Origin of the sequence: Streptomyces sp. NBC_00076 (assembly GCF_045041235.1) — a bacterium.
Lineage (GTDB): Bacteria > Actinomycetota > Actinomycetes > Streptomycetales > Streptomycetaceae > Streptomyces.
Window position 1 is genome coordinate 9,438,195 of the sequence record NZ_CP108242.1, and the last position, 16,942, is coordinate 9,455,136.

At 72.5% G+C, this 16,942-nt stretch carries 10 protein-coding genes; 2 read left to right on the forward strand and 8 right to left on the reverse strand.

Going from position 1 to position 16,942, the window contains the following annotated elements; genetic code table 11:
• Positions 1-52: 52 nt before the first annotated feature.
• Positions 53-895 (forward strand): endolytic transglycosylase MltG, encoded by an 843-nt coding sequence (gene mltG, locus OHA64_RS42345; protein ID WP_405622510.1) that lies wholly within the window; start codon positions 53-55, stop codon positions 893-895.
• Positions 896-976: 81 nt separating this feature from the next.
• Here the strand turns inward: mltG and OHA64_RS42350 are convergent, their stop codons facing one another.
• From OHA64_RS42350 to OHA64_RS42375, 6 genes are all read right to left on the reverse strand, one after another.
• Positions 977-2,053 carry an NAD(P)-binding domain-containing protein gene (locus OHA64_RS42350; protein ID WP_405622511.1) on the reverse strand — a complete coding sequence of 359 codons (1,077 nt, stop codon included), beginning with the start codon at positions 2,051-2,053 and terminating at the stop codon, positions 977-979.
• Positions 2,054-2,095: 42 nt separating this feature from the next.
• Positions 2,096-3,235 (reverse strand): LLM class flavin-dependent oxidoreductase, encoded by a 1,140-nt coding sequence (locus OHA64_RS42355; RefSeq protein ID WP_405622512.1) that lies wholly within the window; start codon positions 3,233-3,235, stop codon positions 2,096-2,098.
• Positions 3,232-4,260 (reverse strand): ABC transporter substrate-binding protein, encoded by a 1,029-nt coding sequence (locus OHA64_RS42360; RefSeq protein ID WP_405622513.1) that lies wholly within the window; start codon positions 4,258-4,260, stop codon positions 3,232-3,234. The genes OHA64_RS42355 and OHA64_RS42360 overlap by 4 nt, the downstream gene beginning before the upstream one ends.
• 124 nt (positions 4,261-4,384) lie before the next feature.
• Positions 4,385-5,248 carry an ABC transporter ATP-binding protein gene (locus OHA64_RS42365; protein WP_405622514.1) on the reverse strand — a complete coding sequence of 288 codons (864 nt, stop codon included), beginning with the start codon at positions 5,246-5,248 and terminating at the stop codon, positions 4,385-4,387.
• Positions 5,221-6,135, reverse strand: a complete 915-nt coding sequence (locus OHA64_RS42370; RefSeq protein WP_405622515.1) for an ABC transporter permease — start codon at positions 6,133-6,135, stop codon at positions 5,221-5,223. Before OHA64_RS42370 ends, OHA64_RS42365 begins: the two co-directional genes overlap by 28 nt.
• Positions 6,136-6,289: 154 nt before the next feature.
• Entirely contained in the window at positions 6,290-6,373 is an 84-nt protein-coding gene (locus OHA64_RS42375; protein WP_351276907.1) for a putative leader peptide, read from the reverse strand.
• Positions 6,374-6,495: 122 nt separating this feature from the next.
• On the opposite strand from OHA64_RS42375, the gene OHA64_RS42380 reads away from it, so the two are divergent.
• Positions 6,496-6,921 (forward strand): YjbQ family protein, encoded by a 426-nt coding sequence (locus OHA64_RS42380; protein ID WP_405622516.1) that lies wholly within the window; start codon positions 6,496-6,498, stop codon positions 6,919-6,921.
• Positions 6,922-7,053: 132 nt separating this feature from the next.
• On the opposite strand, the gene OHA64_RS42385 is transcribed toward OHA64_RS42380, so the two are convergent.
• On the reverse strand, positions 7,054-8,556 hold the full coding sequence (locus OHA64_RS42385; protein WP_405622517.1) for a tryptophan 7-halogenase: 1,503 nt from the start codon (positions 8,554-8,556) through the stop codon (positions 7,054-7,056).
• On the reverse strand, positions 8,553-16,826 hold the full coding sequence (locus OHA64_RS42390) for a type I polyketide synthase (protein WP_405622518.1): 8,274 nt from the start codon (positions 16,824-16,826) through the stop codon (positions 8,553-8,555). The genes OHA64_RS42385 and OHA64_RS42390 overlap by 4 nt, the downstream gene beginning before the upstream one ends.
• Positions 16,827-16,942 lie beyond the last annotated feature (116 nt).

The window sequence follows — 16,942 nt, forward strand, 5'->3', positions numbered from 1 at the left end:
CGATATGTCGAATTTGTCGGATTTGTTGGTATTGACGGGTTACCGTGCCCGCATGCACATGAACACTCCGCCACGGAGCATGATCCGACTGACGCGCCGGGGCCGTCTCGCCCTGATCGCGATCGGGGCCGTCGTGGCCGGCACCGCCGTGGCGGTGCCGCTGCTGACCCTGGACGGCGAAGAGGAGAAGAAGCCCACCGCCCTGGTCGTCCCGGAGGGCTGGCGCGCCGGCCAGGTCTACGACGCCGTCGACAAGGCCCTCGCCCTGCCCGCGGGAACCACCAGGAAGTCCCTGCGCAAGGCCAACCTGAGGCTGCCGGTCGACGCGGAGGGCAACCCGGAGGGCTACCTCTTCCCGGCGACGTATCCGCTCAAGGAGAAGGCGACTCCGGAGCAGATGCTGGCGTTCATGGTCGACACCGCCCACAAGAAGTTCAACGGCGCCCCGATCGCGGCCGGCGCGCAGCGCAACGCCATGAACGTCTACCAGGCCGTCACCATCGCGAGCATCGTCCAGTCCGAGGCCGCTTCCAAGGCCGACATGGGCAAGGTGGCCAGGGTCGTCTTCAACCGCCTGGAGCGTGGCATGCCGCTGCAGATGGACTCCACCATCAACTACGCGCTCAACCGCTCCACACTGAAGACCACCGAGGCCGACACCCGGATCGACAGCCCCTACAACTCGTACCAGCGCATGGGTCTGCCGCCGACCCCGATCGCGAACCCGGGGCAGGACGCGATGCGCGCCGCGATCAGCCCGCCCCCGGGCGACTGGCTGTACTTCGTCACGGTCAAGCCTGGCGACACGCGCTTCACGGCAGACTACGCGGAGCACCAGCGCAATGTCGCCGAGTTCAACCGGCTCCACCGGCGGAGTCCGGCCACCACCGGCTGATCACACACCGACGGTTGTCGTCCGTCATCGCCGATTGATCGGTCACCGCGGTTGACCGGCCACCGCCGGCCGTCCGGGACATCACGCGGCGACGCGCTCCTCGGACAGCAACCGCCTGATGTCCCGTACGGCCGCACGTCCCGCCCGGTTGGCGCCGATGGTGCTCGCCGACGGGCCGTAGCCGACGAGGTGGATCCGCGGATCGGCCACCGCGCGCGTGCCCTCGACCCGGATCCCGCCGCCCGGCTCGCGCAGCTTCAGCGGCGTCAGGTGGTCGATGGCGGCCCGGAACCCGGTCGCCCACAGGATGACGTCGGCAGGCACGCGACGGCCGTCGTTCCACGCCACGCCGTCGGGTGTGATCCGGTCGAACATCGGCAGCCGGTCCAACACCCCGTCCGCGATCCCCTGCCGGATCGCGTCGTTGAGCGGAAGCCCCGTCACCGACACGACACTCTTCGGCGGTAGTCCCTGGCGCACCCGCTCCTCGACGAGCGCGACCGCGGCCCGGCCCACGTTCTCGTCGAAGGGCCCCTCACGGAACACCGGCGGCCGCCGGGTGACCCAGGTGGTGGCGGCCGCGTAGGGGGCGATCTCCAGCAGATGCTGGGTGCCGGAGGCGCCCCCGCCCACCACGACGACCCGCTGCCCGGCGAACTCCTCGGGACCGGCGTAGCGCGCGGTGTGCAACTGGCGTCCGAGGAAGGTCTCCTGGCCCGGGTAGCGCGGCCAGAAGGGCCGGTCCCAGGTCCCGGTCGCGTTGATCAGCGCCCGGGTCGCCCAGGTTCCGTCGGAGGTCTCGACGAGCAGCCGGCCGCCCTCGCCCTCCCGCACGGCACGGACCTCGACGGGCCGCCTGACCCGCAGGTCGAAGGCGCGCTCGTACCTGTCGAAGTACTCGGTGACGACCTTGGCGGACGGCCTGGCCGGATCGGCGCCGGTGAGTTCCATGCCGGGCAGGGCGTGCATCCCGTGCACCTTGCCGTACGTCAGCGACGGCCATCGGAACTGCCAGGCACCGCCGGGGCCGGGGGAGTGGTCGAGCACCACGAAGTCCCGGTCCGGCTCGTACCCCGTGCGGCGCAGGTGATAGGCGTCGGCCAGTCCGGCCTGCCCGGCGCCTATGACGACCACCTCGACCTCGCGCGTGTTGTTCACGGTTCTACCAACAGCGCGAAGCCCGTGGATCTTCCCGTGCGGTCAGCGCCCGCTGCCCACGAGGAACGGCCGGCCGGCGGTCGTGGGCTCGACCAGCCCACGGGACGCCAGCTCGGGGATCACGCCCTCTCCGAACCAGTACGCCTCCTCCAGGTGCGGATACCCGGAGAGCACGAAGTGCTCGACGCCCAGCGCGTGGTACTCCTCGATCAGGTCCGCGACCTCGGCGTGACTGCCGACGAGCGCGGTGCCCGCGCCGCCGCGCACCAGACCCACGCCCGCCCACAGATTCGGATGGATCTCCAGCTCGTCACGCGAGCCGCCGTGCAGGGCCAGCATCCGCTGCTGGCCCACCGACTCACTGCGGCCGAGCGCCGCCTGCGCCGCCGCGACGCTGTCCGCGTCGAGGTCGTCGAGCAGCCGGTTCGCGGTGGCCCAGGCCTCGGCCGCCGAGTCGCGCGAGATGGTGTGCAACCGGATCCCGAACCGGACCGTGCGGCCCTCCCGCTCGGCGAGCGAGCGGATCCAGTCGATCTTCTCCTTGACCTGCGCGGGCGGCTCGCCCCAGGTCAGATAGACGTCGGCGTGCCGTGCGGCGACCGGCCCGGCGGCGGCGGAGGATCCGCCGAAGAACAACTGCGGCACCGGGTCCGGCGGCAGCGCGGTCAGCCCGCCGTCGACCTGGTAGTGCGTGCCGTTGAAGTCGTACGGCTCACCGCGCCACACCCCGCGGACCACCGACAGGAACTCGTCCGTGCGTTCGTAGCGCCGGTCGTGGTCGAGCCGGTCGCCGAAGCGCCGTTGCTCGGTCGAGTCGCCGCCCGTGACGACGTTCAGCAGCAGCCGACCGCGCGTGACCCGCTGATAGGTGGCCGCCATCTGCGCGGCGAGGGTGGGCGAGATCAGCCCCGGCCGGAACGCCACCAGGAACTTGAGCCGCTCGGTGTGCTGCGCCAGCGCCACGGTCGTCAGCCAGGCGTCCTCGCACCAGGTGCCGGTCGGGGTGAGCACCGCCTCGAAGCCCAACTGCTCGGCCGCCTTGGCGATCTGGGCCAGGTACTCGATGTCGGGCGCACGCACCCCGCGCACCGGACCGGACCCGTTGGAGGCGTACGCGTGCCGGTCGACGAGCGTCCGGCCGTCGCCGCCCGTCGGCAGGAACCAGTGGAGACGGACGGTCATGAGGTCTCCTTGAAGACGCGGGGGGCGGTCGTGGACGCCGGCAGCTTGCCGTTGAACCGCGGGTCCACGAACCGGGAGAAGTCGACCTTGCGCGGGATCAGCTTCAGGTCGGTGAAGGTGTCGGCGATCTCCTGCTCGGAGGCGATCAGCGGCTTGTCGACCGCGACCGGAACTCGGGAGGCGTTGGTGAGCTTCACCGCGTCCAGTGCCACCTGGTACGGCAGCCCCGTCTCCTCGGCCCACACCTTGGCCCACTCCTCGGGGTGGTCGTACACCCAGTCGTAGGCGCGGCGCAGCCGGTCCAGGTAGTCCTCGACGGCGGCCGCCTTCTTCTTGTCCCGCAGTGCGGCGGGCGCGGCCACCTGGAAGGTGAGGCCGTTGGTGATGCCGTCGCCGGTCGTCAGGACGCGGCCCGTCTTCGCCTGGAGCACCTGCGAGGTGTACGGGTCCCACACCGCCCACGCGTCGACCTTCCCGGAGGTGAACGCGGCCAGCGCGTCGGCCGGCTGGAGGTACTTGACCTTCACGTCGCTCAGTTTCAGCCCGGCCTTCTCCAGGGAGGCGACCAACTGGTAGTTCGCGGAGGAGCCCTGGGCCACGGCGATGGATTTGCCCTTGAGCTCCGCGGGCTTCGACAGCTTCGAGTCCTTCGGTACGAGGATGGCGTCGCCCTTGGACGTGCCGTGCCAGGCGGCCACCACCGTGATCTTCGAGTTGGCGCCGGCCGCGAAGACCGGGGGCGTGTTGCCGACCCCGCCGATGTCGACGGCGCCCGCGTTGACGGCCTCCAGGAGTGGTGGTCCTGAGGTGAAGGTGGACCACTTGATCTTGTAGTCCAGGTTCTTGAGTTCACCGGCGGCCCGCAGGATGGCTTCCGAACCACCCTTCTGGTCACCGACGTTGAGCGTGAGCGAGCCCGACCCGTCGGTGTCGCCGCCGGTCGAGGCCGCCGAGTTGCCGCCGCATGCGGACAGGAGCAGGGCGAGCGGGAGAAGCAGTGCGGCGGGTGCGAGGCGTCGTCGCATGACGGATCCGTTCTGTGGGGCTGGGGCTGGGGCGTGGAACAGGGGGTTGAGGTGTGTGGCCGGGGAAAAAGAGGCGGGGCAGGGAGGTTGGTCCGCGGGTCCCTGAGAGGGAAGGCGGGTGGGGTCAGGCGGCTTCGGCGGCCGTGTCGACTCCGAGGCGCTCCAGCAGTCCGGCGCGCAGTTCGGCGAACCGCGGGTCGGTGATGTCGCGCGGCCGGTCCAGGTCGATCCGCTGCTCGTGGGCGATGACACCGTCGTCCATCACCAGGACGCGGTCGGCGAGCAGAACGGCCTCCTCGACGTCGTGCGTGACGAGCAGGACCGCGCAGCCACGCCGCCGCCACAACTCGCCCACCAGACGCTGGGCCTTGATCCGGGTGAGCGCGTCGAGCGCGCCGAACGGCTCGTCGAGCAGCAGCAGATCGGGCTCACGGACCAACGCCCTTGCCAGTGAGGCACGTTGGGCCTCGCCGCCGGAGAGCGTCTTGGGCCAGGCGTTGGAGCGGTGGTCCAGGCCGACCTCTTCGAGGGCCCGGTCGGCGAGGGCGCGGTCGGGCCTTCCCGGCAGCCCGAGCAGCACGTTGCGCCACACCTTCTTCCACGGCATCAGCCGGGGCGCCTGGAACGCGACGGCCTTGCGGCGCGGGACGAGGACCGTGCCCTCGATGTCACGGTCGAGACCGGCGAGGATGCGCAGCAGTGTGGACTTGCCGCAGCCGCTGCGACCGAGCAGGGCGACGAACTCGCCCCGGTGGATGTCGAGTCGCAGATCGTCGATGACGGCACGGCCGTCGAAGGAGCGGGTCAGCCCCTCGACCCGGACGGCCTGGGAGCCTGAGGACGCCGGATGCGCGGGATGCGCCGAGGACGCCGGGTGCGCCGGAGATGCCGAGGCCGCCGGAGCCGCCAGGGATGCCGAGGACGCGTCGGACGTCTTGGAGTGCTGGGACACCTGGGGGCTCACCGGCCGGTGAATGTCGGTCGCCATTGCAGCAGCAGCCTTTCGAGGGTACGGACGACGAAGTCGGCCAGCAGGCCGAGGAAGGCGTAGACGATCAGGCAGACCACGATCACGTCGGTCCGCAGGAAGTCCCGTGCCTGCACCATCAGGAACCCGATGCCGGAGTCCGCGTTGACCTGCTCGGCGAAGACCAGCGCGAGCCACGAGATGCCCAGGGAGTAGCGCAGGCCGGTCATCGCCCCGGGCAGCGCGCCCGGCAGGACGACGTGCCGCACGAGCCCCCACCGCGACAGCCCGAGGGACTCCCCGGCCTCGATCAGCTGGGAGTCCACACCGCGGATGCCGGCGTACACGTTGAGGTAGAGCGGGAAGGTCACGCCGAGGGTGATGATGGCGATCTTCGGTGCCTCACCGATGCCGAACCAGATGATGAACAGCGGGATGAGTCCCACGAAGGGCACGGTCCGCAGCATCTGGACGGGAGCGTCCACGAGGTCCTCGCCGATCCGGAACAGGCCCGAGATCAGGGCGAGTCCGGTGCCGACGACGATGCCGAACAGCAGGCCGACCGCCACGCGCTGGAGTGAGGTGCCCATCGCGGAGGGCAGCGAGCCGTCGGCGATCAGATCCCGGCCCACCTCCGCGATCCGCCCCGGTGCGGCGAGCACGTCGGGGGTCAACACGCCGGTGCTGCTGAGGAGTTGCCACAGCGCCAGCAACACCAGCGGACCGGTGGTGCGACGCAGCCAGCGGGGAACGCGGGTGCGGCGGGTGGAGCTGGGGGCGAGGGGCTGGAGGTCGAGGGGAGACCGCTCGGCGGCGTCGGGCTCGGCGGGAGGGTCGGCGGGAGAAGATGCCGATATTTCAGAAATATCGGGTTCTGTAGAGCCGGGCGGGGCGTGGCTGATGCTCATGAGTGCTCCACGGGCAGGAGAGCGGCCGGTGAGGTACGCCCAGGCGCCGCGACGTCTCAGGAGTGACCAGGACGTGTGGGTGCGGCGGCGCGGATCGGACGACCGTCAGATCCGGATCGGGCGAGGAGAAAAGCGAGGAAGCGAGAAAAGGGCGTCAGCAGCCGCGGCGACACGCGGCGGAGGCCACCCGCAGCAGGTCGATGTGACCGCGCGTGGTGAGCATGGCTGAACGCAACATGCGGCTGAAAGTAGCCAGGTGGCGTGGCCACGGTCAATGGTGTCTCGCGGAGTGGGACATCCGTATCGGGTGATGGTCGGCCGGAGGGTGTGAAGCGTCATGTGCGGGTGAGGATGGGAGGTATGTCAGATGTCTTCACCACCCGAGTCCTGAACGTGGCCACCGGTTCCACGGAGCGGATCGCCGACCTCACGGGCGACTGCGAGGCCTTCCTGCGCGAGGTGGCCGCCGGACGCGACGGCCTGCTGAACCTTTTCGTCCCGCATGCCACGGCCGGTGTCGCGATCATCGAGACGGGCGCCGGCAGCGACGACGACCTCCTCGCCGCCCTGCACACCATCCTGCCCGCCGACGACCGCTGGCAGCACCGCCACGGCAGCCCGGGCCACGGCCGCGACCACGTCCTGCCCGCCCTCGTTCCCCCGCACGCGACGCTTCCGGTGGTGGGCGGGCGGCTGGAGCTCGGGACATGGCAGTCGGTGTGCCTGGTGGACACGAACGGAGACAACCCGAACCGTCAGGTGCGGCTGAGTTTTCTCGGCGGTTGAGTTTTCTCGGGAGTTGAGCTTTGTCGAAACGGCGAGCCGGACCCGACAACTCCCTCACGCGGCAGGCCGACCCCCTGGGTTCCCCCACGGGAGCCGGCCGTTGCGCTGCCCGGCACCGTCCCGTACAGGGACTCAGCTGCCGGGCTCCTCCCACGTCAGGCCGTCCTCCGAGGCCACCAGGCCGCCCGGCCGCACGGGTGACTCGTTCTCCAGTGGGCCGCCGAACACACCGCGTTCCTGGAGGACCGCGCCCTCCTGGAACACCTGACGCACGGTGGCGGACTCGAACAGCGGGTTGCGCAGGTCGTCGGAGTCCGGAAGCCGGCCCACCGCCTCGTCGAGCCCCGAGGAGGCCGCCGCGAGACGGGAGCCGGCCGCCGCCGGGCCGCCGAGGGAGGCGTCGCCGGAGGCCAGGCCACCCACCAGGTCCACGAACGCCTCCAGCTCCGTCGACCCGACGTGGGTGACCTTGCGCGCCTTCCAGAAGTACGACCGCTCGTCCTGGTGCATGTCGTAGAACGCCACCAGGAACTCGTGGAAGAGGCCGTACTCGTGCCGGTAGCGGGCCTCGAACTCGTCGAACAGGCGGTCCTCGGGGAGCGTTCCGGCGAGGGCGCTGTTGAGGGACCGGGCCGCGAGCAGGGCGCCGTACGTGGCGAGATGCACGCCGGAGGACAGGACCGGGTCGACGAAGCAGGCCGCGTCACCGACCAGCACCATGCCGGGCCGCCACAGCCGGGACTTCCAGTACGACCAGTCCCGGCGCACCCGGACCCGGTCGTACGGCGCCTCGGTGGCCTGGGGCACCCCGTGCAGGAGGTCCCGGACCTCGGGGCACGCGTCGATCAGCCGACGCCAGGCAGCCGCCGGGTCCCGCTGGATCTCTGCGGCGTTCTCCCGGCTCACGACCGCTCCGACGCTGGTGAGGTCGTCCCGCAGCGGGATGTACCACAGCCAGCCCTCGTCGAAGGCGGCGCAGAAGATGTTGCCGTCGTTCGGTCGCGGCAGCCGGGCGCCGCCGGCGAAGTAGCCGAACACCGCGAGGTTGCGGAAGAACTCGGAGTACGTCCGCCGACCGCCGACCTCGCCGTGGATCCGGCTGCCGTTGCCGGAGGCGTCCACGACATGGCGGGCCCGCGCCTCGCGGACCTCGCCGCCGGGCCCGGCCCAGCCGACGCCCCGCACCCTTTCGTCGTCGGCGAGCACGCCGGTGACGCGGCAGCCCTCGCGGACGTCCACGCCGACCCGGCGGGCGTTGTCCAGGAGGATCGCGTCGAACCGGGACCGCTCGACCTGGTAGGCGTACGAGGTCGGGTCGGCCAGCCGGGGAGACAGCGCGAACGAGAACTGCCACGGGTCCGGGTTGCGGCCCCACCGGAACGTTCCGCCCCGCTTCGGCTTGAAGCCCGCCCGGGCCACTTCGTCCTCGACGCCGAGGATGCGGCACACCCCGTGCACGGTGGAGGGCAGCAGCGACTCGCCGATCTGGTAGCGCGGGAACGTCTCCTGTTCCAGGAGGAGGACACGGTGGCCGCGCAGCGCGACGGCGGTGGCGGCGGTGGCACCGGCCGGGCCGCCGCCCACGACGACGACGTCGAACTCCTCCGACGCCGTCTGCTCATCGACGGGATTCACTGGTCTCCTTCCGTGGCCGGCGCCGAGCGCGCGTCCGGTTGGCCGAGCGAGCCGATCCAGGTGCGCACCGCCGCCGCCGTTGTCGGGGCGTGGTCCTGAAGGAACGAGAAGTGGTCGCCCGGAACGTCGACGACGGTGTGCGGAAGCGGCCACGACGTCGGCCACTCGTCGGGGTCCGCGCCCGCCGCCATCGTGGGGGTCGGCTCCGTGGCGCGGACCAGCAGGGTGGGGGTGCCGACGGGTTCCGGCTCCCAGCCGAGGAACATGCGGGTGTACGCGCCCAGTGCCGCCACCCCGCTGTCCTCGTCACCGGTGAACTGGTCGCCGCCCAGCCGGGGCGCGATGACGGCGGGCAGCGACAGCAGCCAGTCCTTGTCGTTGTTGCCGTCGTCGATGAGGTACGTGTCGAGCAGTACCTGTCCGACGGGAGCCGACCCCATGGCTTCGAGTCGTCGGGTCACGGCGTGCGCGGCGGCGCCTCCGGTGCAGACGCCCACGACGACGAAGGGCCGGTCGCCGACGTGCCGGAGCACCGTCTCGGCGTGGGTCAGGGCGAGCGTCTCCCGGTCGGCCGGTACGGCCCCGCCCGCACCGACGCCGGGGTGCGGGAGTTCGAGGACGTCGAGGTCACCCTGGAAGCAGCTGTGGAAACGGGCCCACTCCCCGCCCGGGGCGGCGAACGGCGGGTGGTACCCGGTGAAGACCACCAGCACGGGGCGGTCGCCGGACCCCTCGGCGCGCCGCAGCGGAGGCAGGGCGTGCGCCGGGCTGTCGTCCGGGCCGTACGTCGGCACCGCCCAGGACGCCGTGACCAGCATGTGCATCGCGGCGGCCACCTGACCGGCCTCGCAGACCCGCCGGTAGAGCGAGGACAGGGTCTGCGCGGGCCGGTCCTGCACGGAGGGCGGCCCCGACCCCGGTTCGTGCCTCGGGTGCTTCTCGTGCTCCTCGGGGTTCGCGGGCAGGTCCTCGGGCAGGTCCTCGGGCAGGTCGTCGAGCAGGCCCAGCACATGGCGGGCCAGTTCGTGGGCCGTCGGGTGCTCGAACACCACGGCCGCGGACAGTCTGAGCCGCAGGGCCATGCTCAGCCGGTTACGGACCTGCACCGCCATCAGCGAGTCGAAGCCCAGCTCGGCGAAGGACCTCCCGGCCGGCAACGCGTCGGCGTCCGGGTGGCCGAGGACGGCCGCCACGTCGGCGCGCATCAACTCCGCGAGCGCGTCGACCCGTTGCGCGACCGGCAGCCCGGCGAGCACCTTCCGCCAGGCTCCCGGCTCCCACGGCTGCTCCGCACCGGGCGCGGATCCGGCCCCGGCGCCGGGCGTCCCGGTCCCCGCAGCGGGCCTGCGCGGGCGCACCACTCCACGCAGCGGCGCCGGCAAGGGCCCCGGGGCGTCCCGGAGACCGGCCCGGTCCAGCAGGACGGGCGCCAGCACGGGCTCGTCCACATGTAGCGCTGCGTCGAACAGGGCCAGGCCTTGTTCCACCGAGATGGTCCGGAGCACGTCGCCGTACTTCCCGTCGCGCTCCCGGAGTTGCTCCCCCGCCATGCCCCCGCCGGAGTTCCACGGCCCCCACGCCAGCGAGAGCGCGGGCAGCCCCAGCGCGGTGCGGTGGTGGGCCAGGGCGTCCAGGAAGGAGTTCGCCGCCGCGTAGTTGCCCTGGCCGGCCCGTCCCAGCAGCCCGGACGCCGACGAGAACAGGACGAACGCCGACAGATCCAGGTCCCGGGTCACCTCGTGCAGGTGCCAGGCCGCGTCCGCCTTCGGACGGAGCACCGTGGCCATCCGCTCGGGAGTCAGAGCGGCCAGTACGCCGTCGTCCAGCACCCCGGCGGCGTGCACCACGGCGGTCAGCGCGGGTTCACAGCCCTTGACCAGCTCGGCCAGCGCGGCACGGTCGCCCGCGTCGCAGGCGACGACCCGCACCTGTGCGCCCAACTCCGTCAGCGTGTCGCGCAGTTCCCGCGCCCCAGGCGCCCCAGGTCCGTGTCGTCCGGTCAGCAGCAGGTGTCGTACGCCGTGCGAGGTGACGAGATGGCGGGCGAGCTCCGCGCCCAGCGCGCCCGTACCGCCGGTGATCAGCACGGTGCCGTCCGCACCGAACCGGTCGGAGCCGCGCCCCGTGGACCCGGTGGCGCTCACCGAGGCCAGTCGCGGAACGGTCAACTGCCCCGAACCTATGGACAGTTGGGGCTCACCGGTGGCCACCGCCGTGGGCAGCAGCCGCAGGGACCCGGGCAGCCCGTCCACATCGACGAGGACGACCCGCCCGGGCAGCTCCGACTGTGCCGTACGCATCAGCCCCCACACCGCGGCGCCGGCCAGATCCGGCTCCGGCGCGAAGGCGTTCCGCGTCACCACCACCAGACGGGCGCCCGCGGTACGCGGGTCGTCCTGCCAGTCCTGCACCGTGCGGAGCACCCTGCCGGTCAACTCGTGTACGGCGGTCAACGGATCGGCGGCGGTGGCCGGATGGACGGCCGTGACGACGACGGCGTCCGGGTCGGTCGTGCCGGTGCCGGTGCTTGTGCTTGTGATCTCGGGTAGCGATGCGCGCAGGTCCAGCCCATCCGGACCCACGAGCTCCCAGGACCCGGTGTCCGCGCGGGATGCGCCGCCGTGCGGATCGGCCGTGATCCAGTCGGGCCGCAGCAGCGCGTGCCGTACGACGTCGTGCGCCGCCGGGGACGGCAGTTCGCGGGTGGTCAGGGACGCCACCTCCGCCACCGGTCGGCCCGACGGGTCGGCGAGCGTCACCGAGACCGTGTCCGGCCCGCCGCCGGGGGAGACCCGTAACCGGACCCGTACCTCCGACGCGCCCGCCGCGTACAGCCGTACGCCGTTCCACGCGAACGGCACGCGGACCGCGCCGGATTCGGCACCGCTGAGCAGGGGCGCGTGCAGTGCCGCGTCCAGCAGCGCCGGATGGATCCCGAACCGGCGGGCGTCCGACGACTCCGTCTCGGACAGCCGTACCTCGGCGAACAGTTCGTCACCGCGCCGCCAAGCCGTCCGTACCCCTCGGAAGGCCGGCCCGTAGGCGAGGCCACCGTCCGCGAGGCTGTCGTACGCGTCGGCGAGGTCGACCTCCGTCGCGCCCCTCGGCGGCCACACCGACAGTTCCGTCGGTGAAGTCTCCGTCGGGGCAGTCTCGGTCGTCGGTCCGATGAGCCCCATGGCGTGCCGGGTCCAGGCGGACTCGGGTCCGTGGACAGTGGACCCGGCGGCGGACTCGTCGGACCGCGCGAAGACGTCGACCTGGCGTCGGCCGGAGTCGTCCGCTCCGCCCACCACCACCTGGACGCGTACGCTCCCGACCGCGGGCAGGGCGAGCGGGGCCAGGACCACGAGTTCGTCGAGTGCGCCGCCTCCGGCCTCGTCGCCCGCGCGAACGGCCATCTCCACGAACACCGTCGCGGGCACGAGGACGGACCCGGCGACCACATGACCGGCGAGCCACGGGTGGGTCGTGAGGGAGAGCAGACCGGACAGCACCGTCCGGTCCGTGCCCGGCACGGTGAACGCGGGGCCCAGCAGAGGATGACCGTGGGCGGCCGCCTCGGGGGCCGGGGTGCGAGGCGCCTCGAGCCAGTACCTCCGTCGCTGGAAGGCGTACGTCGGCAGGTCCACCCGCCGTGCCCCGGACCCCTTGAACACCACGGGCCAGTCGACACGCGCCCCGCGCACATGGAGGCGGGCCACGGCGGACACCAGTGTCTCGGGCTCGGGCTCGCCGCCGCGCGTACCGGCCGCGCACAGCGGACCAGTGCCGTCCGGAGTGCTCAGACAGTCCTCGGCCGCCGCCGTGAGCGCGGCACCGGGGCCGATCTCCAGGAACGCCGAGACCCCGTTGCCCTCGAGCCATCGAACGGCGTCGGCGAACCGCACCGGCCGACGGGCGTGCCGTACCCAGTACTCCGGGGAGCACAGCTCCGCCGCCTCGGCCGGACGACCTGTCAGGGCCGAGACCACGGGGATCCGCGGCGGCCGGAAGTCGAGTCCCTCGGCGATGCGACGGAAGTCGTCGAGCATCGGCTCCACCAGCGGCGAGTGGAAGGCATGACCGACCCGCAGACGTACGATCCTGCGGCCGCGCGCCTCGAACCGGGCCGCGACGGCCAGCACCGCCTCCCGGGCGCCCGAGATCACCACCGAGCGCGGGCCGTTGACAGAGGCGATCTCCGGCCGGTCGCCTTCATCGGCGGCGCCCGCGAGCGCGGCGAGCACCTCCTCCTCCGTCGCGTCCAGGGACACCATCGCCCCGCCCGCGGGCAGACCCTGCATCAGCCGGCCGCGGGCCGCGACGAGCGCCGCCGCGTCGGGCAGGTCCAGTACGCCGGCCACATGGGCGGCGGCCAGTTCCCCCACGGAGTGGCCGGACAGGAAGTCGGCACGCACACCCCAGGACTCCAGCAGCCGGAACAGCGCCACCTCGAAGGCGAACAGGCCTGCCTGCGTGAAGTCCGTACGGTCGAGCAGGGCGGCCTCCGGCGTACCGGGCGCGGCGGACAGCACCGGACCCAGCGGCCGTTCGAGACGGTCGTCCAACTCCCGGCAGACGTCCTCGAAGGCAGCGCCGAAGACCGGAAACGTCGCGGCCAACTCCGCTCCCATCCGGGCACGTTGGGATCCCTGGCCGGTAAACAGGAAAGCCGTGCGCAGTCCCGGGTCGGCGACGGCCCGCATCGAGCCGACGGTGTCCCGGCCCTCGGCGAGCGCGATCAGCGCGGCGCGGGTGCTGCCCTGGTCGCCGGCCGGCACCATCGCCCGGTGGGTGAGCGCCGACCTCGACACGGCCAGGGAGAAACCGACGTCGGCCGCCGAGAGGTCGGGCCGGGTGGAGAGACGGCCCGCGAGCTCGCGGGCCTGGGCCCGCAGGGCTGCCTCGTCGGCACCGGAGAGCAGCCAGGGCAGCGGCACCGCCACCGGGTCCGACACCTGTACCGGCACGGGTGCCGGCGGCGCTGCGGTTCGCGGTCCGGAGTCAGGCGGTCGAGGCGCCTCCTCCAGGATCACGTGCGCGTTCGTCCCCCCGATGCCGAAGGCCGACACACCGGCCCGGCGCGGACCGGCGTCCGTCGCCGGCCAGGGGCGGGCCTCGGTCAGCAACTCCACCCGCCCGGCGGACCAGTCGACGTGCGGGGTGGGCGTCTCGGCGTGCAGGGTCCGGGGAAGCTCCTCGTGCCGCATGGCCTGCACCATCTTGATGACCCCGGTGACCCCTGCCGCAGCCTGGGTGTGCCCGAGGTTGGACTTGACCGAGCCCAGCCACAGCGGCGGCCGGTCCTCGTCGCGCCCCTGGCCGTACGTGGCCAGCAGGGCGCCCGCCTCGACGGGGTCGCCGAGCGTGGTCCCGGTGCCGTGGGCCTCCACCGTGTCCACGTCCTGCGGTCGGAGTCCCGCGTCGGCCAACGCCGCGGTGATCAGGCGTTGTTGGGCCTGTCCGTTGGGGGCTGTCAGTCCGTTGGAGGTGCCGTCGGAGTTGACCGCGGAGCCGCGCAGCACGGCCAGCACCGGGTGACCGTGGCGGCGGGCGTCGGACAGCCGTTCCAGCAGCACCAGTCCCGCGCCCTCGCCCCAGGCGGTACCGTCCGCCGCCGTCGAGAACGACTTGCAGCGGCCGTCGGGCGCGAGTCCCCGCTGGCGGCTGAACGCGGTGAACGGCTTGGGTGTCGCCATCACCGTGACCCCGCCGGCCAGGGCGAGCGAGCACTCGCCGGAGCGCAGTGCCTTCGCCGCCCAGTGCAGCGCGACCAGGGAGGACGAGCAGGCGGTGTCGATCGTGATCGAGGGTCCGCGCAGTCCGTACACGTAGGAGACCCGCCCGGAGGCCACGCTGCCGGCCGAGCCCAGGCCCAGGTGGGCCTCCAGCTCGTGGTGGGTGAAGCGGGCGGAGTAGTCGCCGTACATCACGCCGACGAACACCCCGGTGTCGCTGTCGCGCACGGTGGCCGGGTCGATTCCGGCCCGCTCCCAGACCTCCCACGAGGTCTCCAGGAGCAGCCGCTGCTGGGGATCCATGGCCAGCGCCTCGCGCGGCGAGATCCCGAACAGGCCCGCGTCGAACTCGGCGGCTCGATGCAGGAATCCGCCGCTGCGGGTGTACGAGGTACCGATCCGGTCCGGGTCGGGGTCGTACAGCGCGGCCAGGTCCCAGCCCCGGTCGGTGGGGAAGTCCGAGATCGCGTCCCGGCCCTCCGACAACAGCCGCCACAGGTCCTCGGGGGAGTCGACATCGCCGGGACAGCGACAGCCCATCGCGACGATGACCACCGGATCGTCGTCGGGTTCCGCTGCGCGCACCTCGGGCGACGCGGTGGTCACCGGGGTGAAGAGGTCCTCGTGCACCCGCTGGGCCAGCGCGGCCGGAGTGGGGTGGTCGAAGACCAGCGTCGAGGGCAGCGGCAGTCCGGTCGCCTCGCCGAGGCGGTCGATAAGCGTGACGGCGCCCGCGGATGTCAGCCCGAGATCGGTGAAGGGACGGTCGCCGTCGAGCTGTTCGTACGGTCCGCCGCCGCAGACCGCCGCCGTCTCCTCCAGTACCGCCGCCCGCAGCGCCCGCTCCCGGCCCTCCGGCGGCAGGGACAGCAGCCGTAGGCGCAGGGACCCGTCGGTCGTCGTCGTGGCGGAGGCGTGTGCGGGGGCAGGGGGCGTGGGCCGGGCCAGTTCCGGGAGGACCGCGTGGCGGGCGATCTTGCCCGATGCCGTACGCGGTACGGCCGCGATCTCCAGGATCTCCACGGGCAGCTTGTACGCGGCCAGTCGGGCGCGGCACTCGGACAGCACCTGCCTCGCGTCCACGCCGTCCGGCCCGGCCACGACGTACGCCACCGGGACCTCGCCGAGGACGTCGTGCGGCCGGCCCACCACCACCGCGTCCCGCACGCCGGGACAGCGCAGCAGAGCCTGCTCGACCTCCGTGGGATGGATGTTCTCCCCGCCGCGGATGATCAGTTCGCTGACCCGGCCGGTGAGGGTGAGATGACCGTGTATGACGCGCCGGCCGAGGTCTCCGGTGCGGTACCAGCCGTCCCGCAGCGCGGCCTCGGTCTCCTCGGGCCGGTGGTGGTAGCCGGTCATGAGGCTCGGCCCGCGTACCCAGATCTCGCCCTCGGCTCCGTCCGCGACATCGTTGCCGGAGCCGGGGTCGACGACCCGCACCTCCATGCCGGGAATCGGAGGTCCGCAGGAACCGTCGATCCTGGGCCCGTCCGGACGGTTCACCGCGATCATGCCGCAGGTCTCGGTGCTGCCGTACGCGTCGAGGAGCGGCGCCCCGAGCATCTCCTCGACCTTGTGACGCAGTGTCGGCGCACTGGGCGCGCCCGCCACGACACAGGTCCGCAGGCGCGTGGGGAGCACGGTCTCACCGGCCGACGCCGTCAACTGGTGGTACGTGGCGGGCACCCCGGCGAGGACCGTGTAGGGGCCGCCCAGGGCCGGACGAGGTGCGCGGAGTTCTTCCCACAGGCCGCCGGGCGGGAGGTGGCCGCCGCTGATCCGGGCGCTCGCGCCGACGGCGGTGACGCCCAGGATCGCGAAGGAGTGCCCGAAGCTGTGGAACAGCGGGAGCGGCCACAGCACCCTGTCCTCGGACGAGAGCCCGAAGAGCGGCGCGTAGCAGGCCGCCACCGACCACAGGGCGGCCCGCTGGGTGGACAGCACGCCCTTGGGGCGGTGGGTGGTGCCGGAGGTGTAGAGCATCCAGGCCGGCTCGTCGAGCCCGAGGTCGTCCCGGGGCGGTGCGGACTGCTCGGTGCCCGCGACGTCCTCGAAGAGGACCGCGCCCTCGGGCGGGTCCACGGGGTCGGAGTGCGGATCCACCGGATCTGAGCGTGGGTCCGTAGGGGCGGAGTCCTCGCTGGTGACCAGGACGCGCGTCAGGCGGTGCCCGGCGCCCAGGCGGCGCAGCCGGGCGAGATGCCTCGGCTCGGTGACGAGGACCGAGGCGTCGCTGTCCTCGAGGAAGTGGGTGAGTTCCGCGTCGGACGACCGGGGGTTGAGGGGCACGCCGATCGCCCCTGCCCGGACGGCGGCGAGAACGCTCTCCACCATCTCCACGCGGTCGCCGAGGCAGATCGCGACCCGGTCGCCGCGCCGCAGCCCGGTCCCGGCGAGGTGGGCGGCCAGCCGGCCGGTGCGCCGCTCCAACTCGGCGTAGGTGACGGTGCGATGGCCGTCGGCGAACGCCACGCGTGACGGTGACGTCTCGGCGTGCGCCTTCAGCAGTTCCGGTAACGGTCGGATCAGCTCATTGTCGTGCGTCAAGTTCCCGCCCCAGGCACAGGCGGCGGCACGCTCGCCGCCGCACTCCTCGTCGATCAACGATCTCCGAGCCTACGGGCCGATGGGCCGAGTGATCGAACGTTTCCGCGATGGACGGC

Coding starts and splice junctions, on each gene's coding strand:
- mltG (WP_405622510.1), top strand. CDS start 53: ATGCACATGAACACTCCGCCACGGAGCATGATCCGACTGACGCGCCGG.
- OHA64_RS42355 (WP_405622512.1), bottom strand. CDS start 3,235: ATGACCGTCCGTCTCCACTGGTTCCTGCCGACGGGCGGCGACGGCCGG.
- OHA64_RS42360 (WP_405622513.1), bottom strand. CDS start 4,260: ATGCGACGACGCCTCGCACCCGCCGCACTGCTTCTCCCGCTCGCCCTG.
- OHA64_RS42365 (WP_405622514.1), bottom strand. CDS start 5,248: ATGGCGACCGACATTCACCGGCCGGTGAGCCCCCAGGTGTCCCAGCAC.
- OHA64_RS42370 (WP_405622515.1), bottom strand. CDS start 6,135: ATGAGCATCAGCCACGCCCCGCCCGGCTCTACAGAACCCGATATTTCT.
- OHA64_RS42375 (WP_351276907.1), bottom strand. CDS start 6,373: ATGTTGCGTTCAGCCATGCTCACCACGCGCGGTCACATCGACCTGCTG.
- OHA64_RS42380 (WP_405622516.1), top strand. CDS start 6,496: ATGTCAGATGTCTTCACCACCCGAGTCCTGAACGTGGCCACCGGTTCC.